This is a genomic window from Pseudomonas sp. GW822-FHT04C11, from assembly GCF_058800905.1.
In genome coordinates this window covers 146,940-166,497 of record NZ_JBXAMS010000016.1, presented here as the reverse complement: position 1 = coordinate 166,497, position 19,558 = coordinate 146,940, and the positions used below count along the sequence as shown (strand labels likewise).

The following is a 19,558-nucleotide window of genomic DNA, read 5'->3' as shown; positions in this document are numbered from 1 at the left end:
GAGCGAAACCGTAAGTGGCCGTTACCGCAGGAATGGATATGTACACCTGCAAGAGATTGGTCGGCTGTCAGGCCGCCTTCGCAGGCAAGCCAGCTCCCACAGTTTTGATTGGTGTACATCTGCGGGAGATGGGTCGGCTGTCAGGCCGCCATCGCGAGCAAGCTCGGCTCGCACAGTGGAACGAGTGCATTCATGGAATCCCGGGCAATAAAAAACCCGCTGAAATCACTTCAGCGGGTTTCTTGTTAAAGCGCAGGAAGATCAGAAATCTTCCAGCCGCCACACCTCGTAAGCCGGCGTCTCATAGGGATGACTCTGCTTCAGAGCCGCCACCACAACACCAATCAACTCATCGCTGACCACCAGCTCAACCTTCCATTCCTCAACCTGCTCGACCAGCCCCGCCTGACCAATAAACGGCTGACTACCGTCCAAAGGCCGAAACTGACCCAACCCAAGCACCTGCCACGAACAGTGATCATAAGCACCGATCCGCCCACCACCGGCAGCGAACACAGCACCCTTGACCACCTCAACATGGCTCTGAGGAACAAAAAAACTGAGCTTGTACACAGCGCTTAGTTCACCCACACACGAGCGTTACGGAACATACGCATCCACGGCGCGTCTTCGTTCCACTCTTCCGAGCGCCACGAGTTCTGCACGGCACGGAACACCCGCTCCGGGTGCGGCATCATGATCGTCACGCGACCGTCACGGCTGGTCAAACCGGTGATCCCGCGCGGCGAGCCGTTCGGGTTGGCCGGATAGCGCTCGGTAACCTTGCCGTGGTTGTCGACGAAACGCATCGCCACGCAACCCGACAGATCGGCTTGCAGCAACGCTTCTTCGCTGGCGAACTCGGCATGACCTTCACCGTGAGCGATGGCGATCGGCATACGCGAACCGGCCATGCCCTGCAGGAAGATCGAGTTCGATTCCTGAACCTGAACCATCGCCACACGCGCTTCGAACTGCTCGGAACGGTTGCGCACGAAGTGCGGCCAGAACTCGCTGCCCGGGATCAGCTCGTGCAGGTTGGACATCATCTGGCAACCGTTGCACACGCCGAGGGTGAAGCTGTCGGTACGTTCGAAGAAGCCCTGGAACGCATCGCGAGCACGGCTGTTGAACAGCGCCGATTTCGCCCAGCCTTCACCGGCACCCAGTACGTCACCGTAGGAGAAGCCACCGCACGCCACCAGACCTTTGAACTCGTTCAGGTCGACACGGCCAGCAAGGATGTCGCTCATGTGCACGTCGATCGCGTTGAAACCGGCGCGGTCGAACGCTGCGGCCATTTCCACCTGACCGTTGACGCCCTGCTCACGCAGTACGGCAACCTGTGGGCGAATGCCTTTCTTGATATAAGGCGCGGCAACGTCCTGGTTCACGTCGTAGCTCAGCTTGACGCTCAGGCCCGGGTTGTCTTCTTCCAGCAGCACGTCGAACTCTTGTTCGGCGCAGTCGGCGTTGTCACGCAGACGCTGGATTTGATAGCTGGTTTCAGCCCACTGACGTTGCAGCAGACGACGCTGGCCTTCGAACACGGTGTCGCCGTTGAAAGTGATGCTGATCTCGCCGTTGTTCATCGGCTGGCCGATCACCGACACGCAGTCGCCCAGACCTGCGGCGCTGAATTGAGCAAGGATGTCCGGCGTCGAGTCCTGACGAACCTGGATGACAGCACCCAGTTCTTCGTTGAACAGGATCGCGGCGATGTCGGCAGATGTTTCTGCCAGACCGTCGAGGTTCAGGCTCAGGCCGCAGTGGCCGGCAAAGGCCATTTCCACCACGCTGGTCAGCAGACCACCGTCGGAACGGTCGTGGTAAGCCAGCAGGTGACCGTCGGCGTTGAGGCCCTGGATCACCGCGAAGAAGGCTTTCAGGTCTTCGGCATCATCGACGTCCGGTGCCTGCTTGCCGAGCTTGCCGTGAACCTGCGCGAGGATCGAAGCACCCATGCGGTTCTGGCCGCGGCCCAGGTCGATCAGGATCAGGTCGGTGGTGCCCTTGTCCATGCGCAGTTGCGGGGTCAGGGTCTGACGGATGTCAGTCACTGGCGCGAAACCGGTCACGATCAGGGACATTGGCGAAGTTACGGTCTTGTCGACGCCTTCGTCATTCCAGCGCGTGGCCATGGACATCGAGTCCTTGCCCACCGGAATGGTGATGCCCAGTTCCGGGCACAGTTCCATGCCGACCGCTTTCACGGTGTCGTACAGACGCGCGTCTTCGCCCGGGTGGCCGGCAGCCGACATCCAGTTCGCCGACAGCTTGATGTCGGAGATCTTGCCGATGCGCGAGGCCGCGATGTTGGTCAGGGTTTCGCCGATGGCCATGCGGCCCGACGCCGGAGCGTCCAGCAGTGCCAGCGGGGTACGCTCGCCCATGGCCATGGCTTCACCGGTGTAGACGTCGAAGCTGGTGGCGGTGACGGCAACGTCAGCCACGGGAACCTGCCACGGGCCGACCATCTGATCACGGGCCACGAGGCCGGTGATGGTGCGGTCGCCGATGGTGATCAGGAAGCTTTTGCTGGCCACGGCCGGGTGATGCAGAACGCGCTCGACGCAATCGGCAATGGTCAGGGTCGACGGATCGAAATCGTCGCCCAGTTCGGTTTCACGAACAGCCGAACGGTGCATGCGCGGAGCTTTGCCCAGCAGCACTTCGAGCGGCATGTCGACCGGGCTGTTGCCGAAGTGGCTGTCGGTGACAGTCAATTGCGGCTCGGCAGTCGCTTCGCCGACAACGGCAAACGGGCAACGCTCACGTTCGCAGATTGCCTTGAAGCGTTCGAAGTCGGCCGGGCCAACCGCCAGGACGTAGCGTTCCTGGGATTCGTTGCTCCAGATTTCGTGCGGGGCCATGCCCGGCTCGTCGTTTGGAATGTTGCGCAGTTCGAAGCGGCCGCCGCGGTCGCCATCGTTGACCAGTTCCGGGAAGGCATTGGACAGACCGCCCGCGCCGACGTCGTGGATAAAGCTGATCGGGTTGCGTTCGCCCAACTGCCAGCAACGGTCGATGACTTCCTGGCAACGGCGTTCCATTTCAGGGTTTTCGCGTTGTACCGAAGCAAAGTCCAGGTCGGCCGAGCTGGTGCCGGTAGCCATGGAGGAAGCCGCGCCGCCGCCCAGACCGATCAGCATCGCCGGGCCGCCCAGCACGATCAGCTTGGAGCCCACGAGGATTTCGCCTTTCTTGACGTGTTCCTCACGGATGTTGCCCATGCCGCCGGCCAACATGATCGGCTTGTGATAACCACGCACTTCATCGCCACGCGGTGTGGTGATGGATTGTTCGAAGGTACGGAAATAACCGGTCAGCGCCGGACGGCCGAATTCGTTGTTGAATGCAGCGCCGCCCAATGGGCCTTCGATCATGATGTCCAGCGCAGTAACGATGCGCTCAGGCTTGCCGTACGGCACTTCCCATGGCTGTTCGAAGCCCGGAATTTGCAAGTTGGACACGGTGAAACCGGTCAGGCCAGCCTTTGGCTTGGCGCCGCGACCGGTCGCGCCTTCGTCGCGGATCTCGCCACCGGAACCGGTGGATGCGCCCGGGAACGGGGCAATCGCGGTCGGGTGGTTGTGCGTCTCGACTTTCATCAGGATGTGCACCGGTTCCTGCACCGCGCCGTACTGGCGGGTCTCAGGGTCCGGGAAGAAACGGCCGGCGACAGAGCCGACGATCACCGAAGCGTTGTCCTTGTAAGCCGACAGAACGCCTTCGCTGTGCATCACGTAGGTGTTCTTGATCATGCCGAACAGGCTTTTTTCCTGGCTCTCGCCGTCGATGTCCCAACTGGCGTTGAAGATCTTGTGACGGCAGTGCTCGGAGTTCGCCTGGGCGAACATCATCAGTTCGATGTCGTGCGGGTTGCGCTTCAAGCCAATAAAGGCGTTGACCAGGTAGTCGATCTCGTCTTCCGCCAGGGCCAGGCCCAGCTCGACGTTAGCGGTTTCCAGTGCGGCGCGACCGCCACCCAGAACGTCGATCGCCGTCAACGGCTTCGGTTCGGAGTGACTGAACAGGCCAGCAGCCTGTTCGAGGTTTTCCAGCACGATCTGGGTCATGCGGTCGTGCAGACCGTCGGCAATCAGCTGTGCTTGTGCGTCGGTGAATTCACCGGTCACGTAGAAAGCGATACCGCGCTCCAGGCGCTGGATTTTCGCCAGGCCACAGTTGCGGGCGATATCGCTGGCCTTGCTCGACCAGGGCGAGATGGTGCCGAAACGCGGCAACACCAGGAACAGACGGCCGGTCGGCTCTTGTACCGGAACACTAGGACCGTACTTCAGAAGGCGCGCTAGCACCTGCTGTTCGTCGCCGGTCAGGACGCCGGTGACTTCGGCGAAGTGAGCGAATTCAGCATATAAGCCACTGACAGCCGGGACCTTCTGGCTCAGTTGCTCAAGGAGTTTGCTGTGGCGAAAGGCAGAAAGGGCAGGAGCGCCGCGCAGGATCAACATCTTCGGGACAGCCTCGGAAGGGGGTGTGCTTTGAGGCCGTGCATTCTAGCCTAAACCGCCCGCGACAGCACCCGAAACGCTACACCCGGTATTGTCCGAACGTCGGCCCGGGGCTCAAAGCCTGTAACCCATGCGCATCAAGGGGCACGCCGGGGGTTATTTTTGTTGTCACAATCAGGCCCGAGAGCCTGTTCTTGCGGGCTTTTGCCGATTTTTGAACGCTCTAGCAGACAAGCCCTTTACTGTCGAGATATGGCGGCCGTGGTCCTTTGCGTATACTGCGCAGATGTTTTCCCCAACGGCTTTGCGTCCGCGATTCGCCAAATGGCTCATCGCAACCGGACTCTTCCTGATGCTCAGTGGCTGTGTTGATAAACCCAACACACTGGAGCGCGTAAAGGAGGATGGCGTGCTGCGTGTGGTTACCCGCAACAGCCCCGCTACCTACTTTCAGGATCGCAACGGTGAAACCGGCTTCGAATACGAGCTGGTGAAGCGCTTCGCCGACGATCTGGGCGTGAAACTCAAGATCGAAACCGCAGACAACCTCGACGACCTGTACGGTCAGTTAGGCAAACCTGGCGGCCCGGTGCTGGCTGCCGCCGGTCTGGTCGGCAGCGACAAACGCAAACAGCAAGTGCGGTTTTCCCACTCGTATCTGGAAGTCACCCCACAGATCATCTACCGCAACGGTCAGTCTCGGCCGACCTCGGCAGCCGATCTGGTCGGCAAGACAATCATGGTGCTCAAGGGCAGCACCCACGCCGACCAACTGGCCGCGCTGAAAAAGAAATACCCCGGCATTGAATACGAAGAGTCCGACGCGGTTGAGGTCGTTGACCTGCTGCGCATGGTTGATGAAGGTCAGATCGACCTGACACTGGTCGACTCCAACGAAGTCGCGATGAACCAGGTGTACTTCACTAATGCGCGAGTCGCCTTCGACCTGGGCGACGCCAGCAACCAGAGCTGGGCGGTGGCCGCCGGTGACGACAATAGCCTGCTCAACGAGATCAACGACTTCCTCGACAAGGCGCAGAAAAATGGCACCCTGCAACGGCTGAAAGACCGCTATTACGGGCATGTCGATGTACTCGGCTACATGGGCGCCTACACCTTCGCCGAGCACTTGCAGCAACGACTGCCCAAGTACGAGAAGCACTTCAAGGCCTCGGCCAAGGAAGAGAAAGTCGACTGGCGACTGCTCGCCGCAATCGGATATCAGGAATCGCTGTGGCAACCGGCGGTCACCTCGAAAACCGGCGTTCGCGGCCTGATGATGCTGACCCAGAACACCGCGCAGGCCATGGGCGTGTCCAATCGCCTGGACGCCAAGCAAAGCATCATGGGCGGCGCGAAGTACCTGGCTTACACGAAGGATCAACTCGACGACTCGATCCAGGAGCCGGATCGCACATGGTTTGCGCTGGCGGCCTACAACGTCGGCAGCGGTCACCTGGATGACGCGCGCAAACTCGCAGCCAAGGAAGGACTGAATCCGGACAAGTGGCTGGACGTGAAAAAGATCCTGCCGCGCCTGTCGCAGAAACAGTGGTACAGCAAAACCCGCTATGGCTACGCCCGGGGCGGTGAGCCGGTGCATTTTGTGGCGAACATCCGGCGTTACTACGACATTCTGACGTGGGTCACGCAGCCGCAGCTTGAGGGCGATCAGGTCACCCAAGGCAACCTGCATGTGCCGGGCATCGACAAAACCAAACCGCCCGAAGAAAACCCACCGCTCTAGGCACACCCCTCCTCCCGTAGGAGCAAGGCTTGCCCGCGATAGCATCACCGCGGTGATTCAGGCGGACCGCGGCGCCTGCATCGCGGGCAAGCCTTGCTCCTACGGGTATGGGGTTGAACGTCAGGCTTTTGCTGCGGCGAGGATCAGCGCTTTCATCTCTGAAACAGCCGACTTGAACCCGACGAACAGCGCATGCGCCACCAGCGCGTGGCCGATGTTCAGTTCGTTGATGCCTTTGATCGCCGCAACTGCTTCGACGTTGTGGTAGTGCAGACCGTGGCCGGCGTTGACGATCAGGCCTTGCGTCAGGCCAAACGCCACGCCATCCGCCACACGCTTCAGCTCTTCAGCCACCGCAGTCGGCGTCTCGGCGTCCGCATAACGGCCGGTGTGCAATTCGATGGCCGGTGCGCCAACACGTTTCGAGGCTTCGATCTGGCGCTCGTCGGCATCAATGAACAGTGACACTTCGCAGCCGATTTTCGCCAGACGATCCACCGCCGCCTTGATCCGCGCTTCCTGCCCTGCCACATCCAGACCGCCTTCGGTGGTCAGTTCCTGACGGGTTTCCGGGACCAGGCAAATGTGCGCCGGACGAATGCGTTCAGCGAACGCCATCATTTCCTCGGTGACGCCCATCTCGAAGTTCATGCGGGTTTGCAGCACGTCCTTGAGCAACAACACGTCGCGCTCTTGAATGTGCCGGCGGTCTTCACGCAGATGCACGGTGATGCCATCAGCGCCCGCCTCTTCCGCGTCCAGCGCTGCTTTCACAGGGTCAGGGTAACGCGTACCCCGGGCCTGACGCAGGGTGGCAACGTGGTCGATGTTCACGCCAAGAAGAATGCGATTGCTGGTGGTCACGGAAGCGCTCCAGAAGAAGAGAAAGTTCGGTGCACAGCATACGGGTTGATCAGGGCTTGCGAAACAATTCGCGACTGACCAGTGGGCGACCGCCCAGGTGAACGGCCAACGCCTGACGCATCAAACGCTTGGCGGCGGACAAGGCACCCGGCGCGCTCCAGTCGGCGTCGGCCATGGCCAACAGTTCGGTACCGTTGAACAGACCAGGCTGCAGCAGGTAAACCCGCTCCAGACCTGCATCGACCTGCAAGCGATACAGGCCGTCGGGCGCGATAGGTTCGCCGTGGATATCCGCGTTCAGCGCAAAGCCGTAGCCCAGGTCATCGAGCAGCCGCCATTCGAATGAGCGCAACAAAGGCTCCAACGGACGCCCTTCGGCCAGCGCCAGCAAGGTCGCGGCGTAATGATCGAATACCGCAGGGTGAGGATCTTCGGACGGCAGCAGGCGGATCAGCAGTTCGTTGAGGTAGAGACCGCTGAACAGCGCTTCACCATTGAGCCAGGTCGAGACACCGGCGCTTTCCATGCGACCGACGTTCTTCAGTTCGCCCCGACCACGGAACTCGACTTCCAGCGGCACGAATGGCCGCGCCAACGTTCCGGCCTTGCCCCGCGCACTGCGCAACACCGCCCGCAGCCGACCTTGCGGCGTGAGGAAATCCACCAACGCGCTATTTTCGCGGTAGGCACGACTATGGAGCACGTAGGCGGGTTGGCCGGTTGGCGCGGTGGTCGACATCAGAGTCCAAATCTCAGAGGAGATCAACTGTGGCGAGGGAGCTTGCTCCCGCTGGGCTGCGAAGCAGCCCCGACATCAAGCAGCCGCGGAGAGTCAGGCACACCGGGGCAAATGGTTTTGGGGCCGCTTTGCGACCCAGCGGGAGCAAGCTCCCTCGCCACAAAGGCCAGCACAAGACCTTGAACCTTGTGCCGATCCTGATTACAGGTCGCCGTAACCCAGCGAACGCAGGGCGCGTTCGTCGTCGGACCAGCCGCCTTTCACTTTCACCCAAAGGTTGAGCATGATCTTGGAGTCGAACAGCAGCTCCATGTCCTTGCGCGCTTCGGTGCCGATGCGTTTGATCCGCTCGCCCTTGTCGCCAATGATGATTTTCTTCTGACCGTCACGTTCGACGAGGATCAACGCATGGATGTGCAGGGTTTTCCCCTGCTGCTTGAACTCTTCGATTTCCACGGTGATCTGGTATGGCAGCTCGGCGCCCATCTGGCGCATGATTTTCTCGCGCACCAGTTCGGCGGCGAGGAAACGGCTGCTGCGGTCGGTGATCTGGTCTTCCGGGAAGAAGTGATCGTTTTCCGGCAGGTGACCGGCGATCACCCGCTCCAGCGCATCGAGGTTGTGCCCGTGCTGCGCCGAAATCGGAATGATCTGCGCGTTCGGCAGCTGTTCCTGCAACCAGCTCAGGTGCGGCATCAGCTCGGCTTTGTCTTCGATGCGGTCGGTCTTGTTCAACGCCACGATCAACGGGCCCGTCACGTACTGAACGCGCTCGAGCACCATCTGGTCTTCTTCGGTCCACTTGGTGCGATCAACCACGAAGATCACCACGTCGACGTCTTTCAACGCGGCCGAAGCGGTCTTGTTCATGTAGCGGTTGAGGGCTTTCTCGCCACCTTTGTGCATGCCGGGGGTGTCGACGTAGATCGCCTGCACATCGCCTTCGGTCTTGATACCGAGCATGTTGTGACGGGTGGTTTGCGGTTTGCGCGAGGTGATCGCCAGCTTCTGACCCAGGATGTGGTTCAGCAGCGTGGATTTGCCCACGTTCGGACGGCCGACGATGGCGACATAGCCACAGCGAGTTGCAGTTGAATCAGTCATGGCCATTCTCCACGCCCAGGGCAATCAGTGCTGCGGCGGCCGCTACCTGTTCGGCAATACGACGACTCACACCCTGACCTCGGCTTTTTTCGTTCAGTAAGGTGATTTCGCATTCGACGAAGAACGTCCGGCAATGCGGCTCACCCTGGATATCCACCACTTCGTAACGCGGCAGTTCACAGGCACGCGACTGCAAGAACTCCTGCAGGCGAGTCTTTGGATCTTTGTTGGTGTCGACCAGCGTCAGGCTGTCGAACTCGGACGTCAGCCAGGCCAGCACGCGTTCGCGCGCCATGTCCATGCCGGCATCCAGGTAGATCGCACCGATCAACGCTTCGAGGGCATCGGCGAGGATCGATTCACGGCGGAACCCGCCGCTCTTCAACTCACCGGACCCCAGGCGCAGGTACTCGCCAAGATCGAAACCACGCGCCAATACGGCCAGCGTCTCACCTTTGACCAGGCGTGCGCGCAAACGCGACAGCTGGCCTTCGCGAGCCAGCGGAAAGCGGTCGAACAGCGCTTCACCGGCAACGAAGTTGAGAATGGCATCACCGAGGAATTCCAGGCGTTCGTTGTTGCGCCCGGCAAAGCTGCGATGTGTCAGGGCCAGGACCATCAGTTCCTGGTCCTTGAAGGTATAACCGAGCTGACGCTCGAGACGGCTTAAAGAGACGCTCACGGTTTACCCACGCTGAGTTCGTGGTCGACGTCCATCACAGCAACGCTGCTAGGCTCTTGGACAATTAACGCTGTGTTCAAAAATTACATCCTGAATATCGTTGGCTTCATGCATCTGCGGTGACCTTCTGCAGGCTCCAGAAATGCATTCGGCGCTGTGTTCAACAGCGCCGTGGGTGATTACTTGATCAGGCCAACCCGCGAGAAATTCGGCAGGTGACTGAGTTTGGGTTCCGGCCAGCTCATCCAGACGGCGAAGGCCTTGCCGACGATATTCTTGTCGGGAACCATGCCCAGCAGATCCTTGGGAATAGTTGGATCATCCCAGTAGCGACTGTCGTTGGAGTTGTCGCGGTTGTCGCCCATCATGAAGTAGTGCCCGGCAGGCACGGTCCATTGATGGTCCGGGGTTGCGCGGTAGCGGCTCATTTCCTTGCGGATCAGGTGCTCGGCGGCGCCGAGTTTTTCCTTGTAGAGCTCGGCACTGCCCAGCGTACCCGGCTCGGAGCCAACCAGCTGCTCTGCGATCGACTCACCGTTGACGAACAGACGCTTGTCGGCGGTGTAACGAATCTGATCACCCGGCAAGCCCACTACACGCTTGATGTAGTTGACGTTCGGGTCGCTTGGGTAGCGGAACACCATCACATCGCCACGCTGCGGATCACCCACCTGGATGACTTTCGTATCGAGCACCGGCAAGCGGATCCCGTAAGAAAACTTGTTCACCAGAATGAAGTCGCCAACGTCCAGGGTCGGCTTCATCGAACCAGACGGAATCTGGAACGGCTCCACCAGGAACGAACGCAAGACCAGCACGATGAACAGCACTGGAAAGAACGATTTGCCGTATTCAACCAGCATTGGTTCTTTGTTCAGTTTCTCGACCACCATCATGTCAGGCTCAGTGACGCTACCCTGATAAGAGGCAATGGCGGCACGCCGACGCGGCGCCAGAAAGATCAGGTCGAGCAACCCCAACAGACCGCAAACGAAAACGGCGATGACCAGCAACAGCGGGAAATTTAGTGACATAGGACCTAACTATCCAACCTGAGCACAGCGAGGAAGGCTTCTTGTGGAATTTCCACGTTGCCGACCTGCTTCATGCGTTTTTTACCGGCCTTCTGCTTTTCCAACAGCTTGCGCTTACGGCTAACGTCACCACCGTAGCATTTGGCCAATACGTTCTTTCTGAGTGCCTTGACGGTTGTCCGCGCCACAATCTGTCCGCCAATGGCGGCCTGGATTGCCACGTCGAACATCTGCCGCGGAATCAGTTCTTTCATCTTCTCGGTCAACGCACGACCTTTGTAGTGCGCGTTGTCGCGGTGCACGATCAACGCCAGGGCGTCGACTTTTTCACCGTTGATCAATACATCCAGCTTCACCAGATTAGCTGATTGATAACGATCGAAATGGTAATCCAGCGAAGCATAGCCGCGACTGGTGGATTTCAGACGATCGAAGAAGTCCAGGACCACTTCGTTCATCGGCAAATCGTAGGTCACCTGGACCTGGCTACCGAGGAACAGCATATCGTGTTGAATGCCACGCTTCTCGATGCACAGGGTAATGACGTTGCCCAGGTGCTCCTGCGGCACAAGAATATTTGCCCGAACGATTGGCTCGCGCATGTCTTCAATAGACGACAGGTCCGGTAGCTTGGACGGGTTGTCGACGTAAATCGTTTCACCGGTTTTCAGCAACAGCTCGAAAATAACCGTCGGCGCCGTGGTGATCAGGTCCAGGTCGTACTCGCGCTCCAGGCGCTCCTGGATGATCTCCATGTGCAGCATGCCGAGGAACCCGCAACGGAAGCCGAAGCCCAGGGCGTCGGAGCTTTCCGGGGTGTATTGCAGCGACGAGTCGTTCAGCGTGAGCTTTTGCAGCGCTTCGCGGAAGTCTTCGAAGTCGTCGGAGCTGACCGGGAACAGACCGGCATACACCTGCGGCTGAATACGTTTGAAACCTGGCAGCACGTCGACGTCCGGCGTCGAGCTCAAGGTCAGGGTGTCACCTACCGGCGCACCGTGAATGTCCTTGATGCCGGCGATGATGAAGCCTACTTCACCGGCTTTCAGATCAACGGTGGCGGTGTGCTTCGGATTGAACACACCGACGCTGTCGACCAGGTGGATCTTGCCGGTGGACTTCACCAGAATCTTGTCGCCCTTTTTCACGCGGCCGTGGCGCACGCGAACCAGGGAAACAACGCCCAGGTAGTTGTCGAACCAGGAGTCGATGATCAACGCTTGCAGCGGATCTTCGATGTTGCCGGTCGGCGCAGGAATGGTGTGTACCAGACGCTCGAGCACTTCATCGACGCCCAGGCCGGTCTTGGCACTGCACTCGACCGCATCGGTGGCATCGATGCCGATGATTTTTTCGATTTCTTCTTTTACGCGGTCCGGATCAGCCTGTGGCAGGTCGATCTTGTTCAGGACCGGCATCACTTCCAGGCCCTGCTCGATTGCCGTGTAGCAGTTGGCAACCGATTGCGCCTCGACACCCTGACCGGCATCGACCACCAACAAGGCACCTTCACAGGCCGCCAGCGACCGGCTGACTTCGTAGGTGAAGTCAACGTGGCCGGGGGTGTCAATGAAGTTCAGTTGGTACTTGATACCATCACGGGCGGTGTAATACAGGGTAACGCTGTGAGCCTTGATGGTGATCCCGCGTTCACGCTCAAGGTCCATGGAGTCCAGTACCTGGGCTTCCATTTCACGCTCGGCCAGGCCGCCGCACATCTGGATGAAGCGATCGGCCAGAGTCGACTTGCCATGGTCAATGTGGGCGATGATGGAGAAATTGCGGATATGACTCAAATCACTCACGGATCAACACTCAAAAAGGCTGCAGGCATAGCCCGCCGAAAAATAGCCGGGAATTGTACCTGATACACGACGCAAGCGTCACGTTCACAGGTCAACGGTATTGGATACAAAAACGCCCCGCTCTTGCGAACGGGGCGTTTGACTGTCAACCGGGGCAAGAAATACCCGCGATCAACCGGCTCGGCGCAGCATCCAGAGACCGGCCACCCCACAGATACCAGCTGGAACCAGCACCGCGAACAATGGCGAGAAGCCGAAGACCAGGCTTGAAGGCCCGAGCAAATCCTGAGCGATACGGAAGGTAAAGCCGACCAGTACCCCTGTAAACACACGCTGGCCCAGGGTCACCGAGCGCAGCGGGCCGAAGATAAAGGAAATCGCCATCAACACCAGGGCAACAGTGACCAGTGGCTGCAACACCTTGACCCAAAACGCCAGCCAGTAACGGCCATTGTTCAGACCCTGATCCGCCAGATAGTGGATGTAACCCCACAAACCGCTGATCGACAACGATTCCGGCGCCATGATCACGGTGTTCAGCAGTTGCGGGCTCAACGGGACTTCCCAGCGTTCTTGCGGGGCCGTGACCACTTCAGTACTGCCGTCATGGAACACCGTGGTGGTGACGTCGTTCAGCTGCCAATGATCAGTTTCGAACTGCGCACGCTTGGAGAAGCTCGAGGTTAGCATGTGACGCTCGCGGTCAAAACGATAGCGAGTCACACCGTACAGAATGCCGTCCGGCTGCACCGAGTTGATGTGAATGAACTCATCACCCTGGCGGTGCCACATACCGTGCTTGGCGCTCTGCGCATCACCAATGCCCTGAGCCAGTGAGCGATTGGCCTGGGCCACGTTTTCCGCAGCGGGCGCAACGTACTCGCCGACCAGTACGCCTGCCAGCATCAACACCAGCATCGGCTTCATCACCGCCCAGACGATCCGGCCGATGGACACGCCAGCGGCGCGCATGATGGTCAATTCACTGCTGCTGGCCAGGCTGCCCAGGCCGATCAGGCAACCGATCAGTGCCGCCATCGGCAGCATGTCATAGACCCGACGCGGCGCTGTCAGCGCCACGTAGCTCAATACGTCGGTGAGGGTGTAGGTATCCGTGACATCACTCATCTCGTCGATGAAGGCAAACAAGGTCGCCAGGCCAAGAATGATCCCCAGTACCGCCAGGATCGCCATGAAAACACTGCCACCAATGTAGCGATCGAGCTTAACCACGGGTCACCTCCAGCGCACTGCGGCGACTCGCCATTTTCAAGCGCAACGGCTCCCAATAGAGCAGTCCCAGGCCAATGGCCAGGAATATTGCGTGAACCCACCACAGACCCAGTGCCGGGGGGATCTTGCCTTTCTCCAGAGCACCGCGTGCGGCGATCAGGATCGTCAGATAAGCCATATAGAGAAGAATCGCCGGCAGCAACTTGAGGAAACGTCCCTGGCGCGGATTGACCCGCGACAGCGGCACCGCCATCAACGTCACGATAAACACCAGCAACGGCAGCGACACACGCCACTCGAGCTCGGCGCGTGCACGAATATCCGGATTGTCCAGCAGGGTGCGGGTCGGCATCGCATCGCGATCGGTCACCTCGTCGCTGACATCCGGCTTGGGCAGCAGCACGCCATAGGTGTCGTACTTGATGGCCCGATAGTCGGCCAGCCCCGGCTGACCGTCGTAACGGTAGCCATTGTCGAGAATCAGGTAGCGGTTGCCGTCTTCCTTGATTTCCTGACGACCCTTCTCGGCCACCAGTACGGAAATACCGCGATCCTTCTGATCGGCGGAAAGACGCTTTTCCGAGATGAAGACGCCGCCCAGATTGATCCGGTCATCGGACAGCTGCTCGGTGTAGGTCACCCGCGAACCATCGCGCAGCGCCTGAAAACGGCCCGGCACCAGCGTGTCGAACTCGGTCATGGCATCCTGCTTGTTCAGCAGCAACTGGAACTGATTGGCGCCTTGCGGTGCCAGGCTCAGGCTCAGCCAGGCCACGATCACGGCAACCAGCGCAGCCGGAAACAGGGTCATGCCCAGCAGACGCTGCTGGCTCATGCCGGTCGCGGAGAGCACGGTCATTTCACTTTCAAGGTACAGGCGACCGTAGGCCAGCAGGATCCCGAGAAACAGCCCCAAAGGCAGAATCAGTTGCAGGAAACCCGGCAGACGAAAGCCCATGATCAGGAACAGCGAGCCTGGGTCCAGGGCGCCCGAGGCGGCCTGGGCCAGGAACTTGATGAAGCGCCCACTCATGATGATGACCAGCAGCACAGCGCTGACGGCGCTCAAGGTCAACAGGACTTCGCGGGACAGATAACGGAAGACAATCAAACCAGACACTCCAGGGTTGTCAGGCTAAGGCGGCCAAACAAGCAAACATATCGGGCGACCCACAGGGCTGAGCCGCCGAAAAAGATGGCGCATTATCCTGTGATTGAACGCGCCTGTCACTGCGCACGCTCAAGCAGCCGCGCAATGGTGTAAAGATCACCTGCGCGAGGGTTGTCAGGCGCACGGAGCGAGGTTCAAACTGCGGCCTTTGTCGCTGGCCTGCACCAGCGTCTTTCTATAGATAGGCAAACGTGTGCGCGCATCGCGTAACACGCTGCACTTTGACCATTTATTCAGGGACCCGGACATGGAACTGGTTGTAAAAAGCGTTAGCCCAGAAACGTTGAAAACCGCCACTCTGGTGGTCGCCGTCGGCGAAGACCGCAAACTCGGCACGGTCGCCAAGCAGCTCGACGAGCTCTGCGGCGGCGCGATCAGCGCAGTCCTCAAACGCGGCGATCTGGCCGGCAAAGTGGGTCAGAGCCTGTTGCTGCACAGCCTGCCAAACCTCAAGGCCGAACGCGTGTTGCTGGTTGGCGTGGGTAAAGACGCCGAACTGGGCGACCGTCCATTCCGCAAAATCATCGCCGGCGTACTGAACTCCCTCAAAGGCCTGGGTGGCAGCGAAGCCGCTCTGGCGCTGGACGAAGTCGCGGTCAAAGGGCGTGACAGCTACGGCAAGACCCGCCTGCTGGCCGAAACCCTGGTCGACGGCGAATACACCTTCGAGCAGTTCAAGAGCCAGAAGGCTGATCCGCGCGCCCTGAAGAAAATCACCCTGCTGACCATCAAGGCCGCACAGGCTGAAGTCGAGCGCGCCGTGACTCACGCCACTGCAATCGCTAACGGCATGTCCTTCACCCGTGACCTGGGCAACCTGCCACCAAATATCTGCCATCCAAGCTTCCTCGCCGAACAGGCCAAGAGCCTGGGCAAGGCCAACAAGGGCCTGAAGGTCGAGATCCTCGATGAGAAGAAGATCAAGGAACTGGGCATGGGCGCGTTCTACGCCGTGGGCCAGGGTAGCGATCAACCGCCACGCCTGATCGTCATGCAATACCACGGCGCCAAGAAATCCGAGAAGCCTTACGTGCTGGTCGGCAAGGGCATCACCTTCGACACCGGCGGCATCAGCCTCAAGCCGGGCGCCGGCATGGATGAAATGAAGTACGACATGGGCGGCTCGGCCAGCGTCTTCGGCACCTTGCACGCAGTGCTCGAATTGAAACTGCCGATCAACCTGGTGTGCATCCTGGCCTGCGCCGAGAACATGCCAAGCGGCGGCGCGACCCGTCCTGGCGACATCGTCACTACCATGAGCGGCCAGACCGTGGAAATCCTCAACACCGACGCCGAAGGCCGCCTGGTGCTGTGCGACGCCCTGACCTACGCCGAACGCTTCAAGCCACAGGCGGTGATCGACATCGCGACCCTGACCGGCGCCTGCGTCGTCGCCCTCGGCGCCCACACCTCGGGCCTGCTGGGCAACAACGACGAACTGATCGGCCAGCTGCTGAGCGCGGGCCAACAGGCTGACGACCGCGCCTGGCAACTGCCGCTGTTCGATGAGTACCAGGAACAGCTGGACAGCCCGTTCGCCGACATCGCCAACATCGGCGGCCCGAAAGCCGGCACCATCACGGCGGCCTGCTTCCTGTCGCGCTTCACCAAGAACCTGAAGTGGGCGCACCTGGACATCGCCGGCACGGCCTGGACCAGTGGCGGCAAGGACAAGGGCGCCACTGGCCGTCCGGTTCCATTGCTGACCCAATACCTGCTGGACCGCGCCAAAGCCTGAAACTGAAGATCCTGAACGGCGTCATCCGCGGATGACGCCGCGCAGGCATCAGGAACCGCAATGACCAAAGTCGACTTCTATATCCTGCCCAGCGCCGATCCTTCAGCGCGGCTGGATTTTGCCTGCAAGCTCACCGAAAAAGCCTGGCGCATGGGCCACCGCATCTACCTGCATTGCAGCGATGCCGCCCAACGCGACGATCTCGATGCACGCCTGTGGGCGTTCAAAGGCGAAAGCTTCGTGCCTCACGGCCCCGCCGAAAACGAACCGGACGGTTTAGTGGTGCTTGGTCTGGGAGACGATCCAGGACAACACCAGGACTTGCTGGTCAATCTTGACCTCAAAGTCCCGTCTTTTGCCCAGCGCTTTGCCCGTGTGGCCGAAGTGGTGGTTGAAGACCCGGCTATTCGTCAGGCCGCGCGGGAGAGTTTCCGTTTCTACCGCGAACAGGGCTATCCTCTGCAAGATCACCGTTTACAGCGACTCTGAGCACATGATGGACACGTCAAACCAGCTGCAAAAGTCCGCACACCTGCTGGACGACCTCGAGTCGATCCGCCAGTTGCTCGGCGATGACAACCTGCAACCACCGCTGCTGACCGACACCGTCGAGCAAGTCAGTGATGAAGGCCAGATTCCGATGTTGTTCGATCAGGTCGGCGGCAAACCGCAGGCTGAAATCATCGAACCACCTGCCCCACCACCGACACCCGCGCCTGCGCCTGTCGCGGCTCCGGCTCCGGCTCCGGCTCCGGCTCCGACCTCATCTGTCCAGCAAGGCGCCGATGTCATGCTGCACCTGAACGACGAACTGCGCGCCGCCGCGCAATTGATCATGCAAGACGTGATCGACGACTTCGCCCCGCACATCGAAACCGAGATAAAGCGTCGGCTGGATGCGCGGATGGAGCGGTTGTTGAGTCAATATCAGTCCTGAGTCCGCCTCGCTTGAAGCCCCACGGCAGTTCGCTGCCGTGCCTGCCACGCAACAACGCGACACTGCACGCATTCGCGATGGCGCGTCTTAGACCGCTTGTCTGAACTGTTATTTCTGACAGTAGGCACGTCCCTGAAAAAACGCAAGTGTGATCCCTTCACACTTTTGCGGCAGGAGACGATGACATGAGCGCTATAACCGTATTTCAACCCATTACCAAGCTTCATCCCCAAGACAAGCCTCTGTTTTCAGGAAAAACGGCACCAGAGAAATCGCTTAACGTTTGCCAGTCCAAAACCGGGCTAGTGCTAGCCAAAACGACCTCAGATAAAAATGGCTCCTGGCTAGTGCGCAGCTCCGTCAGTTTGCCTGAGGGCGAGTACTCCATTTCGGCTTACGTTGAAGGTACTTCGGTATACGCCGACAACGTCCCTTTCGTCGTAGAGGCGCTCTCCTCCGGAGCCCTGCCCAACGGCAGCGCGCCCACGGTCACCAGTTCGACCACCGTGACCACCCTGCGCCCCCTGCTCAAGGGCAAGGCGACTGCCAACGCCACCGTCCATGTGTATCAAGCCAACGGCGGACTTTTCGGCAGCGCAATCGCAGATAAAAATGGCGACTGGGAATTGCAACTGACGCAAGACCTCAGCGTCTCTGCCTCTGGCACATCAGACATTGCACTGATCGCGTACAACACGGCAGGTGCACCGGTATCGGGCTGGACGAGTGTCACGCTGACCGTAAACGTTACTTCGGGCAGTACCGCCCTGCCCAGCGGCAGCGCGCCCACAGTCACCAGTTCGACCACCGTGACCATCCTGCGCCCCCTACTCAAGGGCAAGGCAGCCGCCGATATCGTCGTTTATGTCTATCAAGCCGGCGGCAGCACTCTTTTCGGCAAGCCAACGGCCGACAAAGTTGGCGACTGGGAATTGCAACTGACGCAAGACCTCAGCGTCTCTGCCTCTGACACATCAGACATTGCACTGATCGCGTACAACACGGCGGGTGCACCTGTATCGGACTGGACGAGTGTCACGCTGACCGTGAGCCGACCATAGAGCCCAGCTATAGAGACCGCGCAAGGTGCGGGATTGGAGGGCAAAAACTTGTTGACCATCAGCCCCTCCCCTTTCGAGCAATATTTGGAGGAGGGAGTTAAAAACATCAACGTTATAAGAGTTCACAGCAGGGAGGCAGTATAAAAAGCCACTCTCTGCTCGCGTATAAACCGGCGGGACTTAGCATATAAAACATTCTTACCCCACAAGTGCAACTGAGTATATGGATGCCCGCCTTCCACTTCGAAAAACGCTGCCGGACCAAAGCAAACTCCGACCGCTCATTCGTCGCAAGTCATGAACTGATTGCTAAGTTTAGCTAGCATCCAGCGCAGACCTCAAAAATTTAAACAACCGAAACATAAGTAAAAAAAGGGAGGCAAAGCCTCCCCAACTGAACAAATACCTACTTTATGCGCACAGAGTATTTAACCCTTTGAACCAGGAGGAGGCGTAACGAACCCGACACCACTCTCATTATTATATGTATTGCCAGATGAAAGACGCCAGCTTCTATCATTTTTGGCCGCTGTAAACTCAAGGTTATGCCCAGGATTAATTGAATGCTGACTACCATCCACATTATGGACGGTCGACTCATGAATCGTCCTGTTACACACAACAACTTTATTTTCAGTCGATGTAACATCATTCGTCGGCGGCAACTTCACTCCCCTGCCTTGCTGATAACTATCGTCAATATTAATCGTAGTCAAAACACCTTGTCCGCTCATCTCAAATACCTTTTATAGACTGGGCATCAAACACATTCATCGCATGCAAAAACTCACACAGGCTATATACAGCCACTTTCATGCAATACGTTTTCCGCCGGAGTGGTTTATTTAAACTTCCTACCCAAATAGGGGATCGAAAGCCAAACAACCTTAGCAACTCAGAAATCAGACATCAACTGTCACAAATGACAGTTGACAAGACAAACAACCTTCCGAAGTCTTACACTTTAT

General features: G+C 59.1%; 16 protein-coding genes. 5 read left to right on the top strand and 11 right to left on the bottom strand.

The features are described 5' to 3' along the window. Nucleotides 1–261: 261 nt before the first annotated feature. Together AC1RJ3_RS23495 and purL are read right to left on the bottom strand one after the other, a co-directional pair. A complete protein-coding gene (locus AC1RJ3_RS23495; RefSeq protein WP_054593868.1) occupies nt 262–573 on the bottom strand; it encodes a YqfO family protein in 312 nt (103 codons plus the stop codon). A gap of 5 nt (nt 574–578) precedes the next feature. Next, entirely contained in the window at nt 579–4,475 is a 3,897-nt protein-coding gene (purL, locus tag AC1RJ3_RS23490) for a phosphoribosylformylglycinamidine synthase (RefSeq protein ID WP_493080775.1), read from the bottom strand. A 286-nt stretch (nt 4,476–4,761) separates the two neighbouring features. On the opposite strand from purL, the gene mltF reads away from it, so the two are divergent. Next, complete coding sequence (gene mltF / locus AC1RJ3_RS23485) at nt 4,762–6,222, top strand: membrane-bound lytic murein transglycosylase MltF (protein ID WP_054593870.1); 1,461 nt, start codon at nt 4,762–4,764, stop codon at nt 6,220–6,222. A gap of 120 nt (nt 6,223–6,342) precedes the next feature. Here mltF and pdxJ read toward each other — a convergent pair whose 3' ends face one another. The 8 genes from pdxJ to lptF form a co-directional block, all read right to left on the bottom strand. After that, a complete protein-coding gene (gene pdxJ, locus AC1RJ3_RS23480) occupies nt 6,343–7,086 on the bottom strand; it encodes a pyridoxine 5'-phosphate synthase (RefSeq protein ID WP_054593871.1) in 744 nt (247 codons plus the stop codon). Nucleotides 7,087–7,135: 49 nt separating this feature from the next. Continuing rightward, nucleotides 7,136–7,825, bottom strand: a complete 690-nt coding sequence (gene recO, locus AC1RJ3_RS23475) for a DNA repair protein RecO (RefSeq protein ID WP_054593872.1) — start codon at nt 7,823–7,825, stop codon at nt 7,136–7,138. A gap of 201 nt (nt 7,826–8,026) precedes the next feature. Next, nucleotides 8,027–8,929, bottom strand: coding sequence for a GTPase Era (gene era, locus AC1RJ3_RS23470; protein WP_054593873.1), 903 nt, complete (start codon nt 8,927–8,929; stop codon nt 8,027–8,029). After that, complete coding sequence (gene rnc, locus AC1RJ3_RS23465) at nt 8,922–9,611, bottom strand: ribonuclease III (protein ID WP_019691997.1); 690 nt, start codon at nt 9,609–9,611, stop codon at nt 8,922–8,924. Before rnc ends, era begins: the two co-directional genes overlap by 8 nt. A 179-nt stretch (nt 9,612–9,790) precedes the next feature. Beyond that, a complete protein-coding gene (gene lepB, locus AC1RJ3_RS23460; RefSeq protein WP_493080771.1) occupies nt 9,791–10,645 on the bottom strand; it encodes a signal peptidase I in 855 nt (284 codons plus the stop codon). Nucleotides 10,646–10,650: 5 nt separating this feature from the next. Continuing rightward, nucleotides 10,651–12,450: a translation elongation factor 4 gene (lepA, locus tag AC1RJ3_RS23455; RefSeq protein ID WP_054593875.1), complete on the bottom strand. Its 1,800-nt coding sequence runs from the start codon at nt 12,448–12,450 to the stop codon at nt 10,651–10,653. Between the two features lie 171 nt (nt 12,451–12,621). Further along, nucleotides 12,622–13,683 carry an LPS export ABC transporter permease LptG gene (gene lptG / locus AC1RJ3_RS23450; RefSeq protein WP_054593876.1) on the bottom strand — a complete coding sequence of 354 codons (1,062 nt, stop codon included), beginning with the start codon at nt 13,681–13,683 and terminating at the stop codon, nt 12,622–12,624. Then, the gene (gene lptF / locus AC1RJ3_RS23445) at nt 13,676–14,794 is read right to left on the bottom strand and encodes an LPS export ABC transporter permease LptF (protein WP_054593877.1); all 1,119 of its coding nucleotides are present in this window, start codon (nt 14,792–14,794) and stop codon (nt 13,676–13,678) included. The genes lptG and lptF overlap by 8 nt, the downstream gene beginning before the upstream one ends. Before the next feature lie 307 nt (nt 14,795–15,101). Between lptF and AC1RJ3_RS23440 the strand changes: the two genes are divergently transcribed. The 4 genes from AC1RJ3_RS23440 (at nt 15,102) to AC1RJ3_RS23425 (ending at nt 18,590) form a co-directional block, all read left to right on the top strand. Next, nucleotides 15,102–16,592 carry a leucyl aminopeptidase gene (locus AC1RJ3_RS23440; protein ID WP_054593878.1) on the top strand — a complete coding sequence of 497 codons (1,491 nt, stop codon included), beginning with the start codon at nt 15,102–15,104 and terminating at the stop codon, nt 16,590–16,592. Between the two features lie 60 nt (nt 16,593–16,652). Further along, nucleotides 16,653–17,081: a DNA polymerase III subunit chi gene (locus tag AC1RJ3_RS23435; RefSeq protein ID WP_054593879.1), complete on the top strand. Its 429-nt coding sequence runs from the start codon at nt 16,653–16,655 to the stop codon at nt 17,079–17,081. 7 nt (nt 17,082–17,088) lie between these two features. Then, nucleotides 17,089–17,529, top strand: a complete 441-nt coding sequence (locus tag AC1RJ3_RS23430) for a DNA polymerase III subunit chi (protein ID WP_493080767.1) — start codon at nt 17,089–17,091, stop codon at nt 17,527–17,529. A 185-nt stretch (nt 17,530–17,714) separates the two neighbouring features. Then, nucleotides 17,715–18,590 (top strand): Ig-like domain-containing protein, encoded by an 876-nt coding sequence (locus tag AC1RJ3_RS23425; protein WP_493080765.1) that lies wholly within the window; start codon nt 17,715–17,717, stop codon nt 18,588–18,590. A gap of 428 nt (nt 18,591–19,018) precedes the next feature. Here the strand turns inward: AC1RJ3_RS23425 and AC1RJ3_RS23420 are convergent, their stop codons facing one another. Continuing rightward, nucleotides 19,019–19,324, bottom strand: a complete 306-nt coding sequence (locus AC1RJ3_RS23420; RefSeq protein WP_347927933.1) for a hypothetical protein — start codon at nt 19,322–19,324, stop codon at nt 19,019–19,021. Between the last annotated feature and the right edge of the window lie 234 nt (nt 19,325–19,558).